Here is a 16,078-nt window from a genome sequence, read left to right as displayed (position 1 = left end):
TTAGCCCCCTTGAATGGGAGAGACGACATCGAGTGCATCACCAACTTCCAGACGTGTAGTTGAATATTGATGGTTTGGTACAAAGACTTTATTGATGGCAATCGCATAAGGTGATTTAAAATTATGCTGGTTTAGTATGTCCAATAAATTATTCGACACTAGAGGGTGACATTCACCGTTAATGAATATGGTCATTAGGGGTTCCTAAAATTGAAGTTAATACTTGTTCTACAAGGGCTGGGCCGACTAACCAACCGTGTCGATAAAGACCATTTGCAACAATGATGTTGTTTTTAATGGACATTCTTGGTTCGTTATCAAAATAAGCGGCTCTGATTCCAATGTTTGCTTCGAGAATACGAGCCTCAGAAAATGCGGGGTTAACACTGTAAAGGGTATTGAGCAATTCAAGGGTGCTGCGTACGGTAATATTATGCTCACTGTTCGACTCGATCTCAGTGGCGCCAATTACAAATTCACCATTGGGTTTTGGTACAATGTAGATTGGATGGCGCGGATGCAATACTCGAATAGGTCGAGATAGCTTTACTTCAGGACATTCAATACGAATGACTTCGCCTCGAACACCTCGCAGTGGATTGCTTTTTGAACTGTGGTGCTCTTTTCCAACCGCCATAGCACCGCGTGCATCGACAACCCAATCATAAGAATGGCTTAAACTACTTATTTTTTTGACGCTTAGCTCTTCATCATCAAATATTTCACTGTGAACAGTTAATGCTCGGGCTGAGGAAGATAAAAAAGATCGGTTACACAGCTGTGCTTCTAAATCTATTAAACTAGCTTGTTTGAAATTTGTTAAGCACGGTTCAAGTGCATGTAGGTTATCTTGAGATAACCAATGAATATTATCTGCATAGGCGCTTGCTTTGTGTTTGAGGTCATATCGAAACTGTTCAAAGCATTGTTGGTCTGATTCAAACGCGACCACCAAACTTCCATTAGCTTGAAAAAAAACAGATTGATGCTCAGGGTCTAGTGATTTTAATAGGCTTAATAGCTTTGGCCATTGCGACAAACCCCACATGCCCATGTCTATGATGGACTGCGGTGCGTGAATTATTTCACCGAGTGGGCACAGCATTCCTGCAGACACATGCGCAGCGTTAACGGGCGCAATGAGGGGATGCTTTTCAAATAAAGTGACTTTAACGCCAACATTAATAAGTTGTAAGGCAGTTAAACGCCCAACGATGCCAGCACCGACAATGGCTACTTTCATGATTCACTGTCCGCATTAATATATAACTCCGACCCTTGTGCTTTGAATTTTTCTGACATGGATTGTAAGCCTAGGTTCTTAGGGCTTTGGTTGAGCTTAATGTCAGTACCGTTGACCGTTTCTAATGTGACTTGTTTTTTATTGTGGTCTCTTTTTAAATCTTGACTTAATTTCATGGAGCAAAATTTAGGTCCGCACATAGAACAAAAGTGGGCCTTTTTTGCAGACGCTTTAGGTAATGTCGCATCGTGAAAATCGCGGGCAGTCATTGGATCCATTGATAAGTTAAATTGGTCCTCCCAGCGGAATTCAAAGCGAGCTTTCGATAAAGCATTGTCTCGTATTTGAGCACCAGGATGGCCTTTCGCTAAATCGGCTGCATGTGCGGCAATTTTATAGGCGATCAGCCCTTGCTTAACATCTTCTTTATTGGGCAAGCCTAGGTGTTCTTTGGGAGTGACATAGCAAAGCATTGCGCAGCCGTACCAACCAATATTTGCCGCTCCAAGTGCTGAGGTTATATGGTCATAACCCGGAGCAATGTCGGTGGTCAGCGGGCCTAATGTATAAAATGGTGCCTCATAACAATGGCGCAGTTGCTCATCCATGTTTTCTTTGATTAGTTGCAATGGCACGTGACCAGGCCCTTCGATCATAACCTGCACATCGTGTTGCCAGGCTATTTGGGTGAGCTCACCTAAGGTGCGTAGTTCAGCAAACTGGGCTTCGTCATTGGCGTCGTAAACTGAGCCAGGACGTAAGCCATCGCCTAATGAAATTGACACGTCATATTGTTTTAATATTTGGCACAGTTCTTCAAAGTGACTATAGATGAAATTCTCTTGATGATGTGCTAAACACCACTTTGCCATGATGGCACCACCACGAGAAACGATGCCGGTTAAACGGTTGACGGTCATCGGTATAAAACGCAATAGAACACCGGCATGAAGCGTTATGTAATCGACGCCTTGAATGGCCTGTTCAATAATTGTATCGCGAAATATTTCCCAGCTTAGGTTTTCAGCAATGCCATTTACTTTTTCTAAGGCTTGGTAGATAGGTACTGTTCCAACTGGAATGGGTGCATTGCGAATAATCCATTCGCGAGTTTGATGGATATTGTCGCCAGTTGATAAATCCATCAAGGTGTCAGCTCCCCAACGAGTTGACCAAACCAGCTTTTCAACCTCATCTTCAATGTTGGAGAGTACTGGAGAGTTGCCGATATTGGCGTTAACTTTCACTAAAAAATTTCGGCCAATAATCATTGGCTCTAGTTCTGGGTGGTTTAGGTTGGCAGGTATTATTGCTCGTCCGTTGGCTATTTCTTCACGCACAAATTCAGGCGTGATATCTTCAGGTGTATGGGCGCCCCATGCATTTCCTGCGTGTTGGTTTTTCAGTACTTCAGATTGGTAGGCTTGCCGATTTAAGTTCTCTCGAATAGCCACAAACTCCATTTCTTTCGTTACAATACCGGCTCGTGCATAGGCCATTTGAGTCACAGATTTGCCTTGTTGTGCGCGTAAGTAACCGCTTTTAGTCTCACGAAGTGTCTTAGGTTTTGTTTGATCAGAAGTTTTAAAAATTAGCACGTTATCATTTCGTTCTTCTATCCATGCTTGTCGCAGTTGTGGAAGTCCTACCTCAATGTCGACCTGAATATTGTCGTCGGTTATGGGTCCAGTGGTATCATAAACGAAAATATCTTCATTTTTTTCATAGCTAAGTTCTCCTAATGAAGATTCAATAAGCGTATCGCTTTGGCTGATCCTTCGCATAGGTACTTGTACATCTGGGGAACAGCCAAAGAAGACTTTTGTTGATGCAGGGAAGGGCTGATCATTTAGCTTTGATATAAAAGACTGACTAAAACTAACAAGTTCAGATAGATTTTCTATTTTCGACATTATGGCCACCACTGAGATTAAGTGAGTGTCTGCCGAAGGGAAGATGCAATTAACTGCGAAGGGGATATAGCAAAAAATTACCCTATTATAGGGTAACAACAATGCTTGATCTTGATTCCTACGCCAGTATTAACTGGATCAGGTTCCGCGGATTCTGCTTAGCAGTCTCAGCCCCAAATAAGGGCACTCCGACAAGACGATGGAAAAAGTATAGCGGTGCCAATTAGAGTTAAGCAAGTAGTATTTTTTTATTTGAATTTATTTCGATGCGCAAAAACTGACAAAGCCTCCGGTAATTGAGGCTTTGCGCTCAGTTGTCAATTGGAAAAAATTAATGCGACTGAATATTTTTTAGTTGAAAATAGAAAATATTATTTAACCAAAAGGTTATCTTTTTACTAACTGTGCATGTAAAAATTGCAGCGGGTGCTTGACTTGCTCCTGATCTAAACGTTTAACTTGGCTGCGGCAGGAATAGCCAGTGGCGACGAGAGACTCAACGGGTTGAGTTGCAATGACATCGCGCCACGATAGGTCATAAATTCCGACGGAATATTCGCGGTTTTTTGTTTCATGACCAAAGGTCCCCGCCATGCCGCAGCAGCCAACAGCTTCTTGCGTTAGCGTTTGGTTTAGTGCGCTAAAAACCTGTGACCACTGGCTGGCGAAGGCAGGTGCATTGGTTTTTTCTGTGCAATGGCCAAGCATTTTTGCATTGCCGACCTTGAAATTATCTTTTTGCGCCGATAATTTATCAAGATGTTTAACTAAAAACTCTTGAATTAGTAACACCTCAGGCATACTTGCTTCAACATATTTGGCATATTCAGCACGGTAAGCCAATGTCATTGCTGGGTCTATACCCATTAACTTGACACCGCTTGATGCTATGGCAGCTAATTTGCGTTGATTGCGAGTTGCTACCCATTTAAATGTGTGCAGAAAACCGTGAACATGCAGTGGTTTACCGTTGGCTTGATAAGGCATCATCCAAACACGGAAGCCTAAGCTTTGTAAAAGCTCAACTGTTTCTACCACCATATTGGTTTCAAAGAAACTTGTGAATGCATCTTGAACGATTACAACCGAGCGTAGTTTTTCAGCCTCACTAAGACCATTTAACATGCTCGCATCAGCATACATGACTTTTCGCTTACGCAGTTCTTTGCGAATGTTGAGCTTATGTAGCAAAGGGCTGTCAACCATGCCGACAACATTTTTTAGCAGTTTGGTGACGAAACCGTTGCCCATGAAAAAGTTATAAAGCGCTTTGATGGGGGCTAGCGTAATGATTGGTATGATGAATTCGAGTAAACCAACAACATAGTCTTTAAGCGGGCGTAAATAACGGCCATAATATATTTGTAAAAAGCGAGCGCGAAACTCAGGCACATCGACTTTGATAGGGCATTGTCCAGTACAGGATTTACAGGACAAGCAAGCTTCCATAGATTCGGCAACTTCATGGCTGAAATCATATTCACCACGGCGTTTTGCTAGGGTATTCCATGCCCGCGGAATAAAATGCCAAAGTGGAAGTTTAGCTTTTTCCTGATTCGCGAGCTGTTCAGTGTTGTAACCTTGGTTGCCCAGTAAACGTGTCCATTCTCTAACTAATGATGCTCTGCCTTTGGGTGAATACCGACGATCGTGAGTCACTTTCCAAGAAGGACACATGGCATCGTTTGGGTCGAAATTGAAGCATGCCCCATTTCCGTTACAAAACATACCGTCTTTAAACTGCACCCAACTTTCATGGGGAATCGTTCTATCGAGCGATCCGCGAGTAGTCACTTCGTCTATTTTTAACAGTTGAACGTCTTCGCTATGGGTTGCTATTTTACCTGGGTTAAGCTGGTTGTTTGGATCAAAGGTACGCTTAATTAATTGTAATTCAGGATATAGATCACCAAAGAATTTTGGTGAAAATTCAGAGCGGACACCTTTGCCATGTTCGCCCCATAACAGACCATTATACTTTTTAACCAGCTCGACTACTTGGTCAGTAATTTTCCGTACCTCAAGCTCTTGTTGCTTGTCTTTTAGATCTAGAGCGGGCCGTACGTGCAAAACTCCAGCATCAACATGACCAAACATGCCATAACGTAGGTTGCCCGCATCAAGTACAGCACGAAACTCCATGATGAAATCGGCTAAGTTTTCAGGTGGTACTGCCGTGTCTTCAACAAAGGGGATTGGGCGTGCTTCGCCTTTAGCATTACCTAATAAACCGACGGCCTTTTTGCGCATGGCCCAAATTTTCTCAACGGCATCCTCTCCCCAAGCGGTAGAATAGCCAACAGATTTTGCAGAGCTAGCATCATCAAGAATGGCGGTTAAGCGAGCAACGCCTGCTTTAAGGTCTGCTTCGCTGTCTGCGGTATATTCAACTAAGTTAATACCTTCAACTTGTGCACCTTGCGCATCAAAATAGCTTTCGACTGTTGCCCAGCTAGTGTCTTCGCGAGCAAGCTTTAAGACCGTGCTATCGATGGTTTCTATCGAAGAGGGGGTTGCCGACATAAGGTGTTGAGCATCACGTAAAGATGATTCAAAACTGTCGTAAAAAACATTAACCAGGGCCGCGTATTTAGGAATAGGCAAGACTGCTATTTTTGCTTCGACAATAAAACCTAAGGTTCCTTCTGAGCCACACAGAATATTATTTAAGTTGATATTGCCTTGGTTGTCTTCTATATGGGCTAAGTCATAACCTGTTAAACACCGGTTTAGGGGTGGAAATTTGGCCAATATGTCTTCTTTGCGGCGGGCTACAATGTCGCTGGCGGTTTCATATAGTTTTGCTTCAACACCGCTGGTCGGCATGCTAGGTTTTGATATCGATTGAGTATCGATGACGTCTCCACCGACGAGGACCGTTGATAGTTCAAGTACATGGTCGCGTGTTTTACCATAAAGCACAGAACCTTGGCCACTTGCGTCAGTATTGATCATTCCACCAATGGTTGCTCTATTGCTCGTAGAGAGTTCAGGGGCAAAGAATAAACCGTGTTTTTTCAATTCTTTATTTAGCTGATCTTTAACTACGCCGGTTTGGACGCGCGCCCAACCTTGGTCGACATTTATTTCTAAGATGTTATTCATGTGTTTCGATAAATCGACCACGATACCATCGGTTAAAGATTGACCATTGGTTCCAGTACCTCCGCCACGAGGGGACAATACAATTTCAAACCATTGATCTTGCTGAACTAATTGAGTCAGTATTTGAATATCAGCGGTATTTTTTGGATAAACCACCGCTTGTGGCAATACCTGATAGATTGAGTTGTCAGTTGACAGTACCGTTCTGTTTGCATAGTCAGGTGCTAAGTCACCGATAAATCCGGCGGCTGCAACAGCGCTGAGGTAATCTAAGTACATGCTTTGAACAGCTGTAAGTTGGTGCAAACGAGGCAACATCGACGGCAAACTCCGAGAATTCATAAACTGAAAGGTATTCTAATGATATTCGAGTCGATTACGAGTTGATACAGGTCTAAGTGGGTTTTCTTTGACAATGTCGCTTGTAGAGAAGGGATTGTATAAGAAGTTCAAAGCCGCCCATGTTGCATTGGACGGCTATTCTAATTTAAGAATTGCTGGTTTCAATCAAGGCTTTCATAATGTGCGAACGGTTGATCACGCCGATTAGCTTGCCATCTTTGCAAACAGGGTATTTTTTGGGTTTAGCACCGCACATAAGGTGTGCTAAATCTAGGATGTCCATGGTAGCTTCGGCAAAAAGTACATCATGCTGCATGACGTCACTGACGAATCCGCTTTCTTCGTTGTAATAGGTGCCACTAATCATGTGGCGTAGACAATCTTGTTCTGAAAGATAGCCAACAACTCGGCCATCCTCATCCAGGACTGGCGCACTAATGAGCTGTGTTCTTAGCATCTCTTCAACGGCTTTACGGATCGTCGTTTGCGGAGTTAGCGTTAAACGTGCCGGCACCATGCAATCGGCCACTGTCATCGCGATTTTGCTCATAATGTGTATCCTTCTTTTTTTATTTTGCTGACCTGAGCTAATTCAGGTGATATCGAAATAGTAGACTGGATTTGAAGCCGTGTAAAACAGACTTTTGACTTAGGCGGGCTCTATAATGCGGTTTTCCGTGGAATAAACTGAGTCTTTCAACATATTTTCATAGAAAGACTCAGCTAAGGGCAGTGCCTAACTGTTTTTACTTGGTTTGCTCATGAATAAATGAAATAACTTGATCCAGTTTCATTTCAGACTTGTCTGCATCTCTTCGGCCTTTATATTCAACATTGCCATCGGCAAGACCGCGATCACTCACAACAATGCGATGAGGAATACCAATTAACTCCATATCGGCAAATTTCACACCCGGGCTGGTTTTTTTGTCACGATCATCTATTAAAACTTCATAGCCTAATGCTTGTAAGTCTGCGTAAAGTTTTTCGGCAACTTCCATCACTTCTGGTGATTTATGTGCATTCAGCGGCACAATGCCAACCTGGAAAGGTGCAATAGCATCGGGCCAGATAATTCCGTTTTCATCATGGTTTTGCTCAATAGCGGCCGCGACGATACGAGTAACACCAATACCATAACAACCCATCAGCATAGTTTTTGCCTTGCCATTTTGATCAAGTACGTCGGCTTTTAGGGCTTTGGTGTATTTATCACCCAACTGGAAAATATGGCCAACTTCAACACCCTTTAATATTTTCAACGTTCCTTTACCACAAGGACTTGGGTCGCCTTCAACAATATTTCGAATATCTTCGACGGTTGAATAGCTGACGTCGCGCTCCCAGTTTATGTTGAAGTAATGTTTGCCATCGATATTAGCGCCGGCGCTAAAATCTGATAACAGGGTAACCGCACGGTCAACAATAAACGGAATCTTAGCGTCGACTGGACCTAACGAACCAGGGCTGGCGCCAATTACATCACGAATTTGTTCTTCGGTTGCCATCGTCAAAGGGGACTTAACATGTTCGAGTTTTTCAGCTTTTACTTCGTTCAATTCATGGTCACCACGAACGATCAAGGCAATTAGCGTATGTTCGGACTCTTCACAGGCTTCAACAATCAGCGTTTTGATTGTCTTTTCAATAGGCAGGTTGAACTGTTCGACTAAATCGTTAATCGTTTTGGTATTTGGCGTATCTGTTAAGACCATGTCAGCACTTGGAGCTGCGCGTTCACCTTTTGGCATCAAGGCTTCTGCGCGCTCAACGTTAGCGGCAAAGTCGCTGCTGTCTGAGTAAGCAATATAATCTTCGCCAGAGTCAGCTAAGACTTGGAATTCGTGAGAGGCATCGCCACCCATGTCGCCTGAATCGGCTAGTACAGGACGGTAATCTAGCCCTAATCGATCAAAAATACGGCAGTAAGCTTGGTACATGTTGTCATATTCTTTATTCAAGCAGTCTTGGTCAACGTGAAAGGAGTAGCCGTCTTTCATGATGAATTCACGTGAGCGCATAACACCAAAGCGTGGCCGAAATTCATCACGGAATTTGTTTTGAATTTGGAAAAAGTTCATTGGCAATTGCTTGTAACTAGACAGTTCATTGCGCGCTAAATCCGTAATAACTTCTTCGTGGGTTGGCCCGTAAACAAAATCGCGATCGTGGCGATCTTTCATTTTAAGCATCTGACCGCCCATGGCATCAAAACGACCTGTTTCATGCCATAACTCAGCGGGCTGAATTGTAGGCATAAGGACTTCAAGCGCACCGGCACGAGCTAATTCTTCACGAATGATGTTTTCGACTTTGTGCAGTACTTTAACGCCGGTGGGCAACCAAGTGTAGAGCCCAGAGGCGAGCTTACGAACTAAGCCAGCACGTAACATCAATTGGTGGCTGATGATGACTGCATCAGCAGGGGATTCTTTAACCGTCGCAGAAAGATATCGACTTGCGCGCATTGAGCGTTCCTTTTTATACAAATGACTAACGAGGGCGCAATTGTATAGGCAACGACCTGAAGTTAGAAGCCTTCAGGTCGTTAAGGTGAGTTACCACTCACCCACATTGGGCATATCGCTCCAAGGCGCTTGTGCTGGTAGGTTGTCGCCTTTTTGCAGTAACTCAATTGAGATACCATCTGGACTACGAACAAAGGCCATGTGGCCATCGCGTGGTGGGCGGTTAATGGTCACGCCATTATCCATTAAGTGCTGGCAAAGCTGGTAAATGTCGTCAACTTCGAAGGCAAGGTGACCAAAGTTGCGATCGCCAGCGTACACTTCTTCACTATCCCAATTGTAGGTTAGCTCTACTTCGGGCTCACCGGGTGTTGTGGCTAGGTAAACGAGAGTGAACTTGCCGTTCGGGTAATCAGTTCGTTTGATTTCTTTTAAGCCAAGTAAATCGCAGTAAAAGTGAATCGAGGCATCTAAATCGCTTACTCGAACCATAGAGTGTAGAAATTTCATAAACTGTCCTTATTGGGTTGTTTAAAAGGTAATGATTGCGTTGCTTGTTGGAAATACAAGTTGGTATGAGCTCTATCATCGTGGCAAAAACGATCCGCAGCCTCCATAAAGCCTTCGTGTGCAAGCCAATGATAAGACTTGGTGATAGTTGGCTCAAAGCCACGCGCTAGTTTGTGTTCACCTTGGGTACCTGGGTCAAAGCGTTGCAGCTTATGCTTGATGCAGTAGTCAATGCCTTGGTAATAACAGGTTTCAAAATGTAAGTTATTAAACTCTTCTATACACCCCCAGTAGCGGCCGTAAAGAGATTCGTCATCTCTAAAGCACAGTGCGCCCGCAATAGGGTTGTCGTCTTGGTAGGCCATAAAAAGCACTAGATTTTCGGGCATATCGAGCCGAAGTGCTTCAAAGAAAGCTCTATTTAAGTAGCCGTGTCGACCTCGCTTTAAATAGGTTGCGTGGTAAAAGTAGTAAAACGCATCCATATCTGCCTTGCTTAGGTTGTCGGTTTCTATCGTTTTGAGCTTAATATTTTGAGCTTCAATGGAGGCCCTTTCTTTGCGAATGTTCTTGCGCTTGCGAGATGTAAAGCAATCTAAAAAGTCATCGAAACTTTTAAAGTCATTATTATGCCAATGGAACTGAACGTCATGTCGTTCGAGTAAATTTAATTGACTAAGCCAAGCCTGTTCTTGTGCACTTGGGTAAAGAATATGAAAGCCACTAAAGGCATGGGTTTGGCATTGCTGCTTTAAATGCTCAATGATGACAGTCATATCTTCAAGGCTGCTTACACCCAGTAACCGTGGGCCTTGTGAGGGGGTGTACGGAATTGCCACCAATAATTTAGGGTAGTATTCAAGACCGTGTTGCTCATATGCCTGCGCCCATGCCCAATCAAAAATATATTCGCCCCATGAATGACTTTTAATATAGCAGGGCGCCAAAACTTGATGATTATTTTCACTATATTCGACATGATATGGCTGCCAACCTGATTCTGCAGTACAGCTGCCCGATTGTTCGCATGCTCGTAAAAATGCGTTCGATGCAAATGGGTTGTTTTTAGTGGCCTTGGCGGGGAGCGTGGCTTCCGGCCATTGATTATGATGCTTTAAAGACATTATCATCGCTTTAAGTAGTCAATTGTTGAATTTCTATCGAGAAGTTGAGTATAGTTCGTCTTCGAAATCGATTTCTACTGGAAATAGTATGTTTGAATTAGATCATCGCCTTCAAAATGATTGCGTGGAAATAGGCGTTTTATCGCTTTGCAAAATATTGTTAATGAAAGATGCCAATTATCCATGGTTAATACTAGTCCCTCAACGAGAACATGTAACTGAATTGTTTGAGCTTGATGGTGATGATCAAGAGCAGTTTATCTGGGAAAGCTCATTTGTCTCTGAGCGTGTGATGAAATGCTTTCATGGTGAGAAAATGAATATTGGTGCATTAGGTAATGTTGTTCCACAGTTACATATTCATCACATTGTTCGTAAAAAGTCAGACGCCGCTTGGCCGAACCCAGTTTGGGGGGCGGTGCCACCTAAAGCTTATAAGCCCAATGAACTCTCACAGCGAATAGACAGTATCATTGCCAGCTTCGAGTCTTCAACTTTCATACCCAGTCGATGAGTTTGTCATAAAACTTTTATCATTTTGTAAGATAACTGACATAAGTAATTGACTAAATAGGCCCTCAAAGAAGAGGGCTTTTTTATGAATTGGTTAAACTATATACATTTAACAGATCTATGGTTATTTCACCGGTTCGGTGCACGACGACCAACTTCCTTCCCCATCAAACTCAGCCGGATTGTATCCAAAACTGCTGATGGGCAGCTTTATCTGTTGTTCATGGCTGTTTTTGGCTTACTGCATAAGCAAGATGGCTTTCTATTTATTAAAACAATATTGATTGCCTTTTGCATTGAGCGCAGTCTCTATTTTCTTCTTAAGAATAGTTTCAAACGAAACCGTCCCGCCGATTCGATAAGTGGTTTTGAAAGTAACATTACTCCAAATGATCAATTTAGTTTTCCTTCAGGCCATACCTCAGCGGCTTTTTTATTTGCGGTCATGGTTGGTCAGACTTTTCCAACGTTACAACCATGGTTATTTGTGTGGGCCAGCCTGGTTGCATTATCTCGAGTACTGCTGGGCGTACATTTCCCTTTTGATACTGTGGTGGGAGCGGTACTTGGTAGTTCTATTGCACTGTTGGTTGTTACACAAGGAGTCATTCTATGAAAATTTTATACGGAGTTCAGGGTACTGGGAATGGACACTTAACGCGCGCTAGAGCAATGCAGAAAGCATTCAAAGAGGCTGGGGTTTCTGTGGATTGGGTCTTTTCAGGACGTCCTCGTGAATCTTATTTTGATATGGAAACGTTCGGTGATTTTCGTTGCTTTAAGGGTTTAAGCTTTTCGATAAACGCAGGGCAGATAGACCCAATTAAAACAGTAACCGAAGCTTCCTTTAAATTGCTGTTGAAGGATGTAGGTACGCTTGATTTGAGAGGGTATGATTTAATCATAAGCGACTTTGAACCTGTTGTCGCTTGGGCGGCCAAGGTCAAAAAAGTACCCTGTATAGGTCTTGGGCACCAATATGCATTTTTCCATGATATTCCAAAGGTAAAAAATGCGCTCGCAAGTTATGCCATTATGAAATGGTTTGCACCCGTAAATTTTGCGATTGGATTACATTGGCACAACTTTGGTCAACAAATACTGCCACCGATAATTGAACAAAATCTATCACCAAAACAGGCGACCAGTAAAAAGGCACTGGTTTACTTACCATTTGAAGATACCCAGGACGTTATCGAAACTTTAAATTCTTTACCATTTGATTTTATTTTGCATAGTAAAGATTTTGCACCAGGAACCTATAACAATGTACAAGTAAAAGGTTTTTCAGTTACGGGTTTCCATGAAAGTCTAAGTCTGTGTGACTCGGTTATTTGTAACGCTGGTTTTGAACTTGCATCAGAATGTTTAAGTTTAGGTAAAAAGCTATTAATAAAGCCTTTGAAAGGGCAAATTGAACAGACTTCAAATGCGCTGGCAATCGAGCAGCTCCAGTATGGTTATGTGACCCAAGAGATCGATGCAAAGTCCATTTGCCTTTTTCTCACAACAGCCAAAAGCACTCAAGTCAGCTATCCCAATGTATCTCGGCTTATTGCTCAATGGATACTGGAATACCCAGATAAACCATTTAGTGATTTGGTTGAAAAATCCTGGGCAGACGTCGTCGTTCAATCGGATCTCATTGAGGATAACAATGTAACTCCGGTTCGAGTTGCATAAGCCAAAACGCACCTTTCGTATCGATAAAGTGCCTGTAGTAGCGGGGTTCGCGCGACCTGTTCAGCTAAATTGACGATTTTAAGAGTATTTAAAATTGTCTTTTACTGTACTTTCGCACCGCTTCCGTTCGAAATAGACGTACAAATAATTATAAGAAATAGAGAGCTTTTGTATGTCTAAATCGTCTCAGTATGTTGCGCATGATCCTGATCCTCTCGGGTTTATTGAGTGGTCGAGTGCCGAGAATGACACTTGGCAGGCATTATCACATAGGCAGCTTCCGTCGCTGCAAGGGAAGGCCTGTCGTGAATACCTCGCAGGTTACGAAGCCTTGGGTTTGAAACATGATCGTGTGCCGCAATTAGCCGATATTGATCGTGTTCTACGTAAAGAAACGGGCTGGCAAACTGCCGCAGTTCCTGCACTGATTAACTTTTCGCGTTTTTTTGAATTATTGGCCAATAAGCAATTTCCGGTTGCTACTTTTATTCGCTCACCAGAAGAGTTTGATTATTTGCAAGAGCCTGATATTTTTCATGAAGTCTTTGGTCATTGTCCGTTATTGACCAACCCTGCATTTGCTCAATTCACTGAAACTTACGGTAAGCTCGGCTTAGCGGCGAGCAAAGAAGATCGGGTATATTTGGCACGGCTTTATTGGTTTACCGTCGAATTTGGTTTGCTGCAAAACAGTCAAGGTGAACGTTCAATTTATGGTGGTGGCATCTTGTCCTCACCAAAAGAGACTGAATATGCATTCTCAGATACGAGCGCCGTTCGTGAATCATTTGATTTAATGACGGTTTTACGAACGCCGTATCGTATTGATATTTTACAGCCAATCTACTTTTATCTGGAATCAATTGACCAACTCTTTGATATTGCAAAAACCGATATCATGGGCGCGATTCAAGAAGCGAAAACCATGAGTTTATTACCTGCACGTTTTGAACCTAAATCTGCTATTAACTAAGGAGTCACCATGACACTTTCAATTCAACAATGTGAAGCATGCCAAGCCGATGCACCTAAAGTCAGTGATGAAGAATTAGCAACACTGATGCACGAAATACCGGATTGGGTGCCAGCAGTGATCGACGGTGTAATGCAATTAGAGCGGCAATACAAATTTCGCAACTTTCGCCAAGCGTTAGCCTTTACTAACTTAGTCGGAGAGTTGGCTGAAAATGAAGGTCACCATCCTGAAATAGTCACTGAATGGGGTAAAGTAACCGTACGTTGGTGGACTCACGCCATTAATGGTTTACATAAAAACGACTTTATTTGCGCAGCGAAGACAGATCAGCTTATTTCGCCGGATTAATATGTAAATCTTAATTGACAAAAAAAGCTCTTTCAGGCAATTTGCTTACCTGCACATAAATAATTACAAAGGGTGGGGTGGTGTTTACACCAGATCCAACCAGGGTTGCTGTCTGAGAGAGCTGAGATGCGTTTATATATAAAGTGTAATTCACGCCTAGGGATTTGTGCCGAAATACTCGATATTTTGGTGAACCACGAAATAGATTTACGGGGTATCGAGATTGATCCAAGTGGCGAAATCTACTTAAACTTCCCCAATCTCGAATTTGACGAGTTTCAACACCTGATGCCCGAAATGCGGATGATTCCAGGTGTACATGATGTGTCACTTGTCCCTTACATGCCGCTTGAACGCGAACAAAAAGAAATGCAAACCTTGCTAGAAACGCTGCCAGAGCCGGTCATATCTATTGACGCAAAAGGCTATGTGGTTGTTGCCAATGATGCCGCATTAGACATCATTAACTTGCCCAGTGATGAAGTTCGTCACAAGTTACTAAAAACTTGGGTAAAAGGGTTTAACTTTAATAAGTGGCTGAACCACCCAGAAGCTTCGCCTGAAGCGGTGCACTTACAACTTAAAGGCCGTACATTTTTAGCGGATGTTTATCCGGTTTATATTGATCAAGTAGATAATGACCCTCTATTTGCTGGTGGCGTTATCACATTTAAGTCTCCCGAGCGTTTGGGCCGTCAAATGACCGCTTACCATAAGCAAACAGGTCAGTTTGAAATGCTTATAGCTGAAAGCCAGGGCATGAAGCGAGTCATTCGACAAGCAAAACGTATGTCAGGGCTTGATGCGCCACTACTCATCACAGGCGAGACGGGCACCGGTAAAGAGCTGTTGGCCAAAGCTTGCCATCAGCACAGTTTACGTAAAGACAAACCGTTTTTAGTGCTCAATTGCGCTGCATTACCAGATAACGTCGCTGAAAGTGAGTTATTTGGCTATGCAGCCGGTGCATTTGAAGGTGCGACAACCGAGAAGAAAGGTATCGTTGAATTAGCCGAAGGCGGCACGGTATTTTTAGATGAAATTGGAGACATGTCCGATTTACTGCAATCTAAATTCCTACGGTTATTGCAAGATGGCTCATACCGCAGAGTAGGTGATGAGGCTGAGTTTTCTGCCGATGTTCGCATTATATGCGCCACTCAAGCGAACTTACTCGATCTCTGCCAAGCTGGTAAGTTTCGAGAAGACCTTTTTTATCGATTAAACGTATTATCACTCCATATCCCAGCACTACGTGAGCGAAAATCTGACATCATGCCTATGGCTGAGCGTTTTATTGCCCGCTTTGCTGAACCACAACGGCAACGTATTAAAATGTCACAAGCTTGCCAGAACGCTATTACGCAATACCCTTGGCCTGGTAATGTTCGACAAATGGAAAATGCATTGTTACGCGCTGTTTCATTAGCCGAAGGCGATACGTTAGAGCCAGAACACTTGCAACTGCCTAGCTTTACTAATGGCTGGGGCTATGTCGATGAAAACTTTGAGGGCAGTTTAGATGAGGCTATGAAGCGGTTTGAATCGGAATTGCTCAAACGGTTATACCCGGCTTATCCGAGCAGTCGCCAATTAGGTAAAAAATTAGGCGTTTCGCATACGGCTATTGCCAATAAATTACGCGAATACCGTATTGGCAAGCACGCCTCATAAGCGAAACCTGACTTCACTTTAAAAAACTTCACCGCCGCCCGCCACGGGTGGCGTAGGCTGTAAGTGAATTGTTACGCATTGATGACAACTTTACTTTACAGAGCTGCAATAATTCTACTGCTTTAAACTGGCTTTTTTGGTCATTCCAGTTCAAATTTAACTTTAGTCATCTGCCTGTT

At 43.1% G+C, this 16,078-nt stretch carries 14 protein-coding genes and 1 riboswitch; of the genes, 6 read left to right on the top strand and 8 right to left on the bottom strand.

The window, feature by feature from the left end:
• From thiS to ACI882_RS06110, 8 genes are all read right to left on the bottom strand, one after another.
• Positions 1-195: a sulfur carrier protein ThiS gene (gene thiS, locus ACI882_RS06145; RefSeq protein ID WP_411743931.1), complete on the bottom strand. Its 195-nt coding sequence runs from the start codon at positions 193-195 to the stop codon at positions 1-3.
• Positions 179-1,243: an FAD-dependent oxidoreductase gene (locus ACI882_RS06140; RefSeq protein WP_411743930.1), complete on the bottom strand. Its 1,065-nt coding sequence runs from the start codon at positions 1,241-1,243 to the stop codon at positions 179-181. The genes thiS and ACI882_RS06140 overlap by 17 nt, the downstream gene beginning before the upstream one ends.
• A complete protein-coding gene (thiC, locus tag ACI882_RS06135) occupies positions 1,240-3,156 on the bottom strand; it encodes a phosphomethylpyrimidine synthase ThiC (RefSeq protein ID WP_411743929.1) in 1,917 nt (638 codons plus the stop codon). The genes ACI882_RS06140 and thiC overlap by 4 nt, the downstream gene beginning before the upstream one ends.
• A gap of 98 nt (positions 3,157-3,254) precedes the next feature.
• Positions 3,255-3,357: riboswitch (TPP riboswitch) on the bottom strand.
• Positions 3,358-3,543: 186 nt separating this feature from the next.
• The gene (locus ACI882_RS06130; RefSeq protein ID WP_411743928.1) at positions 3,544-6,579 is read right to left on the bottom strand and encodes an FAD-binding and (Fe-S)-binding domain-containing protein; all 3,036 of its coding nucleotides are present in this window, start codon (positions 6,577-6,579) and stop codon (positions 3,544-3,546) included.
• 169 nt (positions 6,580-6,748) lie between these two features.
• The gene (locus tag ACI882_RS06125; RefSeq protein ID WP_411743927.1) at positions 6,749-7,153 is read right to left on the bottom strand and encodes a CBS domain-containing protein; all 405 of its coding nucleotides are present in this window, start codon (positions 7,151-7,153) and stop codon (positions 6,749-6,751) included.
• Positions 7,154-7,349: 196 nt separating this feature from the next.
• A complete protein-coding gene (locus ACI882_RS06120) occupies positions 7,350-9,071 on the bottom strand; it encodes a proline--tRNA ligase (RefSeq protein ID WP_411743926.1) in 1,722 nt (573 codons plus the stop codon).
• A gap of 90 nt (positions 9,072-9,161) precedes the next feature.
• Entirely contained in the window at positions 9,162-9,581 is a 420-nt protein-coding gene (locus ACI882_RS06115; protein ID WP_411743925.1) for a VOC family protein, read from the bottom strand.
• Positions 9,578-10,705 carry a GNAT family N-acetyltransferase gene (locus ACI882_RS06110; RefSeq protein WP_411743924.1) on the bottom strand — a complete coding sequence of 376 codons (1,128 nt, stop codon included), beginning with the start codon at positions 10,703-10,705 and terminating at the stop codon, positions 9,578-9,580. Before ACI882_RS06110 ends, ACI882_RS06115 begins: the two co-directional genes overlap by 4 nt.
• Before the next feature lie 88 nt (positions 10,706-10,793).
• Here ACI882_RS06110 and ACI882_RS06105 point away from each other — a divergent pair, with 88 nt between their 5' ends.
• The 6 genes from ACI882_RS06105 to tyrR all read left to right on the top strand — a co-directional run bounded on the left by ACI882_RS06105 (position 10,794) and on the right by tyrR (position 15,899).
• A complete protein-coding gene (locus ACI882_RS06105) occupies positions 10,794-11,219 on the top strand; it encodes an HIT domain-containing protein (RefSeq protein WP_411743923.1) in 426 nt (141 codons plus the stop codon).
• 84 nt (positions 11,220-11,303) lie between these two features.
• Complete coding sequence (locus ACI882_RS06100; protein WP_411743922.1) at positions 11,304-11,834, top strand: phosphatase PAP2 family protein; 531 nt, start codon at positions 11,304-11,306, stop codon at positions 11,832-11,834.
• Positions 11,831-12,901, top strand: a complete 1,071-nt coding sequence (locus ACI882_RS06095) for an MJ1255/VC2487 family glycosyltransferase (RefSeq protein WP_411748450.1) — start codon at positions 11,831-11,833, stop codon at positions 12,899-12,901. The genes ACI882_RS06100 and ACI882_RS06095 overlap by 4 nt, the downstream gene beginning before the upstream one ends.
• 172 nt (positions 12,902-13,073) lie before the next feature.
• Positions 13,074-13,874, top strand: coding sequence for a phenylalanine 4-monooxygenase (gene phhA, locus ACI882_RS06090; protein ID WP_411745894.1), 801 nt, complete (start codon positions 13,074-13,076; stop codon positions 13,872-13,874).
• Between the two features lie 9 nt (positions 13,875-13,883).
• A complete protein-coding gene (locus tag ACI882_RS06085; RefSeq protein ID WP_411745895.1) occupies positions 13,884-14,225 on the top strand; it encodes a 4a-hydroxytetrahydrobiopterin dehydratase in 342 nt (113 codons plus the stop codon).
• A gap of 126 nt (positions 14,226-14,351) precedes the next feature.
• Positions 14,352-15,899 carry a transcriptional regulator TyrR gene (gene tyrR / locus ACI882_RS06080; protein WP_411745896.1) on the top strand — a complete coding sequence of 516 codons (1,548 nt, stop codon included), beginning with the start codon at positions 14,352-14,354 and terminating at the stop codon, positions 15,897-15,899.
• Positions 15,900-16,078: the final 179 nt, after the last annotated feature.

Origin of the sequence: Reinekea sp., assembly GCF_046710285.1 — a bacterium.
In the GTDB taxonomy this organism is placed as follows: domain Bacteria; phylum Pseudomonadota; class Gammaproteobacteria; order Pseudomonadales; family Natronospirillaceae; genus Reinekea.
This window is presented reverse-complemented; position numbering and strand designations above follow the sequence as displayed.

Bases quoted from the DNA above. Each gene is read 5' to 3' on its own strand.
- ACI882_RS06095 (WP_411748450.1), top strand. From the start codon at position 11,831: ATGAAAATTTTATACGGAGTTCAGGGTACTGGGAATGGACACTTAACG.
- ACI882_RS06125 (WP_411743927.1), bottom strand. From the start codon at position 7,153: ATGAGCAAAATCGCGATGACAGTGGCCGATTGCATGGTGCCGGCACGT.
- ACI882_RS06115 (WP_411743925.1), bottom strand. From the start codon at position 9,581: ATGAAATTTCTACACTCTATGGTTCGAGTAAGCGATTTAGATGCCTCG.
- thiC (WP_411743929.1), bottom strand. From the start codon at position 3,156: ATGTCGAAAATAGAAAATCTATCTGAACTTGTTAGTTTTAGTCAGTCT.
- ACI882_RS06140 (WP_411743930.1), bottom strand. From the start codon at position 1,243: ATGAAAGTAGCCATTGTCGGTGCTGGCATCGTTGGGCGTTTAACTGCC.
- ACI882_RS06100 (WP_411743922.1), top strand. From the start codon at position 11,304: ATGAATTGGTTAAACTATATACATTTAACAGATCTATGGTTATTTCAC.
- ACI882_RS06130 (WP_411743928.1), bottom strand. From the start codon at position 6,579: ATGTTGCCTCGTTTGCACCAACTTACAGCTGTTCAAAGCATGTACTTA.
- ACI882_RS06120 (WP_411743926.1), bottom strand. From the start codon at position 9,071: ATGCGCGCAAGTCGATATCTTTCTGCGACGGTTAAAGAATCCCCTGCT.
- ACI882_RS06085 (WP_411745895.1), top strand. From the start codon at position 13,884: ATGACACTTTCAATTCAACAATGTGAAGCATGCCAAGCCGATGCACCT.
- ACI882_RS06105 (WP_411743923.1), top strand. From the start codon at position 10,794: ATGTTTGAATTAGATCATCGCCTTCAAAATGATTGCGTGGAAATAGGC.
- ACI882_RS06110 (WP_411743924.1), bottom strand. From the start codon at position 10,705: ATGTCTTTAAAGCATCATAATCAATGGCCGGAAGCCACGCTCCCCGCC.
- thiS (WP_411743931.1), bottom strand. From the start codon at position 195: ATGACCATATTCATTAACGGTGAATGTCACCCTCTAGTGTCGAATAAT.
- tyrR (WP_411745896.1), top strand. From the start codon at position 14,352: ATGCGTTTATATATAAAGTGTAATTCACGCCTAGGGATTTGTGCCGAA.
- phhA (WP_411745894.1), top strand. From the start codon at position 13,074: ATGTCTAAATCGTCTCAGTATGTTGCGCATGATCCTGATCCTCTCGGG.